General features: G+C 46.4%; 5 protein-coding genes and 1 pseudogene. All 6 read right to left on the bottom strand.

The window, feature by feature from the left end:
* A partial coding sequence (locus RMO52_RS02150) for a DUF1579 family protein (RefSeq protein ID WP_310410485.1) occupies positions 1–281 on the bottom strand: 281 nt, incomplete at its 3' end.
* A gap of 128 nt (positions 282–409) precedes the next feature.
* The gene (locus RMO52_RS02145; RefSeq protein WP_310410483.1) at positions 410–880 is read right to left on the bottom strand and encodes a cupin domain-containing protein; all 471 of its coding nucleotides are present in this window, start codon (positions 878–880) and stop codon (positions 410–412) included.
* A 244-nt stretch (positions 881–1124) separates the two neighbouring features.
* A complete protein-coding gene (locus tag RMO52_RS02140; protein ID WP_309740551.1) occupies positions 1125–1526 on the bottom strand; it encodes a hypothetical protein in 402 nt (133 codons plus the stop codon).
* 127 nt (positions 1527–1653) lie between these two features.
* Positions 1654–2449, bottom strand: a pseudogene (locus tag RMO52_RS24605) (GMC family oxidoreductase).
* Between the two features lie 247 nt (positions 2450–2696).
* On the bottom strand, positions 2697–4040 hold the full coding sequence (locus RMO52_RS02120) for an NB-ARC domain-containing protein (RefSeq protein ID WP_310410474.1): 1344 nt from the start codon (positions 4038–4040) through the stop codon (positions 2697–2699).
* A gap of 384 nt (positions 4041–4424) precedes the next feature.
* Positions 4425–5631 (bottom strand): DUF3854 domain-containing protein (locus RMO52_RS02115; protein ID WP_310410472.1); only part of this gene is annotated, 1207 nt, incomplete at its 5' end.

Raw genomic sequence — 5631 nt, 5'->3', positions numbered from 1 at the left:
GCATCATAGCCGATAAATTCCATCCCATTTATCGGTGAGTCGCCGACTTGCCCATCAAAGTGGTGAACGAGAAAAAACCCGCCTGGTAGCCATTCGTAGCTTTCCTCCCCAATCCACCGGACGGATGAGTCGTAGGGATTTTCATAAGACTGTCCCGATCCATAAGACAGCCCTTCTGTATGCCACTTACCGACAAATATATTCAGAAGTTGGTGTTCGGCACCAGGGGCGATCTGTTGCTCTTGAAACTGAAGTTTTCCATCGATTGTTTGTTGAGTCATTTTGATCTTCCTATATTCAATTGAAAGGTATCGGCGATTTCTTGGCGGAACCTTCCCTAGAGGAAAGCGATGCGCTGAGATTGCGCCGATTGATGTATGAGTGGTCGAGCTTAATACCTAAATTTGCCTTAACCTTCGGGTGATGGGGGCACCACCTCTATCCCCTGCTTCGCTGCGACAAAGGCAATGTTCTCGATGTCCAAGGTGCCTGCGGCGGTGAGCTTGGACAGATCCTCGAAGAAGTTCTCGATGCCTGCGGGAACGAAGAGGGCTAGCATTTTGGCAGGTGTGGTGCCAATATTTTTGTAGGAATGCGGAACGCCTTTGGGCGCGGTCATAAACCAACCTGCGGTCGCCGTCAGAACACGATCGCCAATCTGAAAGGCAAAGGTGCCCTCCAGAATGTAAAAAGACTCATCTTCGCGCCGATGTAAATGTAGTGGTGGCCCCGCTTGTGGCTGGTCGATTACTTCAATTAAGCTGTAGGCACCGTCTGTATCCGTGCTGACCGCTTTAAAAGTTATCGTTTCTCCTGGCAGCACTTCGATCGATCGACCTTCACCTGCTGGAACGGCGATGTTCTTCAAAATAGTTTCCATGAATCTTTCTCCTGAGATGAATTAGTTAATGCAATTTGCCAGACGAGAGGCTATGCCAGTGCCAAAAGTCTTTGCCGTAAGTAACGTGCAGCTTTAATTAAATCGGCGGCTTTTTCAGCGTTGGCGTAGCCGCGCCGAGAGGTAATCGCGATTCTCCAGGGGAGAGGCTACGCCAACGTCGGTGCGTTCGTATTTCCTGTAGTCAAAGTTGGCATATCGAATAAATACTTTCATACGAGGTCTATCAAACATCGAAGGCGAGAAGAATTTGCTGATATTTCTCACCAACTTGTTTTGAATCGTAGGTGAGCGGGACGGTTTCAAATTTGAGTACTTTAAGCTGTCCCACGCATTCACTCACTTGAGTCAACTGGTCGGTCGTTTGCAGTTTTGCGGTCACTGTTGCACCCACTGAGCAGACAGCAGCAAACAGACAGATCGGTTTCCAGGTTGCTGCTTTGCCAACCGTTCCTGCGGTTCCTGCTAATAGTGCGGCGACCGCGCCGAGAATAGCGTTGGTTGTACTGTAGCAAGAATTATTGCGTTTGAGGATGTTCTTTTGTGCTTGTGCTTTGGTGAGGCTGCTATCGATGTGTTCTCGTAGTACATCGGGTTGCTCTGTCAGATTGGTGGAGTTCGCGTTCATGATATACCCTTTGAGATAATTTTTTTGGAAACGGTTGCTTTTAAATAGCCAATCGATCGCTACACCAGAGGTGGTAGGCGCATCTGCTGTGGCGATCGAACATTCCTCGATCGCTCTTTTAGAAATACTATGCCAGTGCTAAAAGTCTTTGCTGTAAGTAATGTGCAGCTTTAATTAAATCGGCAGCTTTTTCAGCGATCGCGATCGTGGGTGCATTCGTATTGCCTGTCACGATTTTTGGCATAATCGAAGCATCGACCACCCGCAACCCATCGATTCCATGTCCCCGTAACTCAGGATCTACTACTGCCATTGAGTCAGATCGGCGATGATAGGAACGCCCAAGGCTTGTAGGTGTGCTGCGTCCCCAATGCCGGAAAGCATCAGCAGTTTGGGCGAATCGAACGCACCAGCACTTAAAATTACTTCCTCGTTGACTCCTACCTGATGCAACGTGCCCTCGTGGAGATATTCCACCCCCACGGTGCGAGTGCCCTCAAATAACAACCGCGTCACTGATGCTCGGATTTCTTGAAATAGGGCAACATCTCCTAGTAGCTCCAACCAGGATTTCCCAACGCCTGCCAGCGATTCTCCAAAGGAGAGGCTACGCCAACGTAATCGTGACGATTGCCTCGGCTATAAAGCATGAAATTAATCGCACTGCTGCCACCTAAAACTTTGCCACGGGGACAATAGATTTTGCGGTTACTTAGGGATGGTTCTGGTTCGGAGAAGTAGCCCCAATCCACTTCAGAACCTAGTAAGCGCAAGGTTGCTGACGGGCTTTGGATCTCTGGTTTCGTATCTGGGTTGCCTGCTTCGAGTAATAAGACGGTTGTGTCACTGTCTGCTGTCAGGCGGTTGGCAAGCACACAGCCTGCCGAGCCTGCACCGATGATAATGTAGTCATATTGAGTCATGTGATTTTCTCCTAATTTGCTGTCTGTCTTAGTCGTTTGCTAGTGGTTAATAAATTATTGATGACAGTTTTTTGCTATATCTTCAGTTTGCAAGACTCATTCAAATTTCACCACGCAAGATCCACCAGTTAAGCTTTAATTTAAATCGAGCGTCTCAACACTCGTTGGCGTAGCCTCCGCCTTGCGGAATCGCTCGACATCGAAAAATTAAGTTGCGTCTTAACTGGTGGATCTTGAGTGGTGTAAATCAACTGTTGGTAAAGAAAACTCTTACCACAGGCTGCAAACAGAATAACCCATCCGTTTTTTCGACGATCGATCTCCGCATCAGTGAGTTTAGTTGTTTTGGTACACTCTGTTCGGGGGTCAAACCGACAATACTTTTACGAACTTTGGCGATCGATACTGGCTCACGATAACTCGCCAACCAAAACAAGACTTTCTGTTCGGCTGTGGATAACCGCTTAAACTGCCGATCTAGTAAATCGCTAATGTCTTCAAATACCAAAATTCCGCGTTCGAGATCGGCGATGACTTCGGCAATGCTGCCATCGAACAGTTCTTGGGTAGCGGCTGCTACCATCTTTAGCATCAGCGGATTGCCGCCGTAATGATGAATTAGCTGCTGCCAGTGGGCTGTCGTACCTGTAAATTCGCCTTTTTGGTCAAAGATGGCGCGTCCATCTGCGGGGGTGAGTCCCGCCAAAGACAGCGCGGCGCAAGTGCCCTGTTTGCCTTCCATCAACGTTATTTCGCTAGGCTGTTCGCGACTGGTGAATAATAAACAACTTTGGTGAGGGGTTTCGCCGATCGTTTTGAGTAGTTGTCCATAGGCTTCAAATCCCGATCGCCATTGTCCCACCCGTTGAGGATCTAAAATAACTTCAACATTATCCAGCATCAATAAACATCGACGCGATCGCAGATATTGCATCAACTTGGAAAACTTCTCATCGAGTGTGGGAGGAATCACTGGATCTTCACCATAGAGCGGCATCAGAAATTTCAGCAGACTCGATAGCAGCTCTGTCAATGATGGTGCATGAGTCAGACTGCGCCACACGATAATCTCAAACTCGGATTGCATCTGAAGCGCAGCCTTGACAGCGATCGAACTTTTGCCAATCCCGCCCATTCCCAGTACCCCAACCACGCGACAGCGATTGCAAACAATCCAATGCCACAGTTGCGCCAGTTCTCGCTCACGCCCGTAGAACACCGATGTATCGATTGCACTATTCCAATCTTGGTGAGAATTTTCCCGTCGGCTGTCTGACTCTTCACCTGTAACAATCGCCGATATATGGTCTACTTTTGTTAATTCCAGCCCAAACGCCCTGAATAGGTATTCTAACGAGTGTCGATCGACTCCCAGTTCGCGCTTGAGTACCCGATAGAGTGTATTGAGTGGAAGTCCAGTTCGCTCGCTCAAATCTTCTTGGGTAAAATGCTTGCCCCAAATTTCATCGGATTCTACTTGCTGTTTTGCTACTTGAAATCGCTGCCATCCTTGCTGTGATAGGACGATGCCTCGTTCCCGCCCGGGAGCGGAGCTAACGTTGTTAGATTTGGACGGCTTAGAATTATTCATGAGTAGTTTACTATAAATTATTTCTTGAATTATTTATTGAATATATAAAATTATATTTTGCCGTACAATTTTTAGGATGAATTTTAAATAGATCGATCTATCCTTAGCTCATCATCGATCGATCGAACAAATAAAGTCCTCATCCTAAAGGCATAGATTTAAACTGCCTCAATGATTCGCAATATAAGGATTAAAATTCACATGTAAATAATTGATAAATTGCTATCTATTTTACGTGAACCGATCTTATGAAGCTGTTTGCGCACATAGCTTACCAGCATTAAAATAAGTTAAAAAGCAGTAATTTATCTTATTTGCTCACAACTTTCTCACGTTTGATCTGTACAATAGTAAGTAATAATATTGATTGCTTGAAAGGTAATTTTAATTCCTGCAATTAAAGTTTTGACTCAAAGCGGTAAGTAATGCTCCGAGAATACGCGGTCTAGCCTCGTTAAGTTGGGTTTCTAATGCTGCTCTGGTTTTCCGCCGCTCTGGACTAATCGAGGGCAGAGACACCATGAGCGAACGCTGTAGCAAGTCCCCCCGCGTTGCGAGTGAATAGATGCCTGTAATATGGACTTCACGAGTTATCGAATCCCGCCCGTACAGAGCGATCTCTTCGAGCGTTGAAAGCGTATCTTGCATCGTCTGTGAGCCGATCCCTTTTCCCTCGACATTAAAATACATCCCAGCCAGCCACATCCTAAAAGCTCTGGAGCGCACTGCATAAGTGTGACGGTTGCCGGAAATGGCGATATCGGCATGAGCAATGCGGTCGGGTGTTTGAAAGTAAGTAGCCGTTCTGCCGATCTCCAGCAACCGCTCTGCAACTGACTTGAGTGGCTTTTTTCCGCAGTAGGCTTCATCATCTATTTCCTCTGTTCCAAACGGTTTTGCACTATCGATAACTTGATGGAATGCCTCAATTCCACAGTTAAAGATGAGATCGTCAATGCCTTTACCACGATTGCTACTCCAATCGGCTAAATAAACTTGACAATCTGCGGCTATTAATAAACCAGCAAATCTTTTAGTTGCAGCCCGAACCATGTTTATCGTTTTAGGTTTGCTGTCTTTGTCAAATGCAATATTTATCCTTCTATTAGGGGTGGAAATTAACTTTAAATCGTTAATTAATGTGTAATCCTTTTCACCCTTATTCAGTTCGGGACAGCCATTCCAAACTCCAGTTAACGAGATACAAATCTCACCACTGCTAATTCCACTTAATGCTTTCTTTGCCCCTTCCGTAGTAGTTACAGGGATAGTTGAATCATCTCGAATCCACTGTAAAAACTCTAGGCTGAGTCGTTGGCATTCATCTCGCCATTCATCCGAGCCGATATCTGCTAATTGCCATTGCCTTGTAACTAGATCGGGGGGTAAAGCCACGCCTACACGCACTGAGATCGCTTGCCATGTTTCCCAATCGATTATAGGTAGGAATGCCTTACAAGGCTTTTTCGCTGGATGCTCGTACTTAATTGGCTTACCTTCTTTATCTGGTCGCGGCTGGAGCAGTTTGAAACTAGTACAGCTAGCAATACGATCTCGTTCGATATCGATGCCAGTATAGGACGTACCGCCA

This window comes from Chamaesiphon sp. OTE_8_metabat_110 (assembly GCF_031382685.1).
GTDB lineage: Bacteria > Cyanobacteriota > Cyanobacteriia > Cyanobacteriales > Chamaesiphonaceae > Chamaesiphon.
This window is presented reverse-complemented; position numbering and strand designations above follow the sequence as displayed.

Coding starts and splice junctions, on each gene's coding strand:
- RMO52_RS02145 (WP_310410483.1), bottom strand. CDS start 880: ATGGAAACTATTTTGAAGAACATCGCCGTTCCAGCAGGTGAAGGTCGA.
- RMO52_RS02140 (WP_309740551.1), bottom strand. CDS start 1,526: ATGAACGCGAACTCCACCAATCTGACAGAGCAACCCGATGTACTACGA.
- RMO52_RS02120 (WP_310410474.1), bottom strand. CDS start 4,040: ATGAATAATTCTAAGCCGTCCAAATCTAACAACGTTAGCTCCGCTCCC.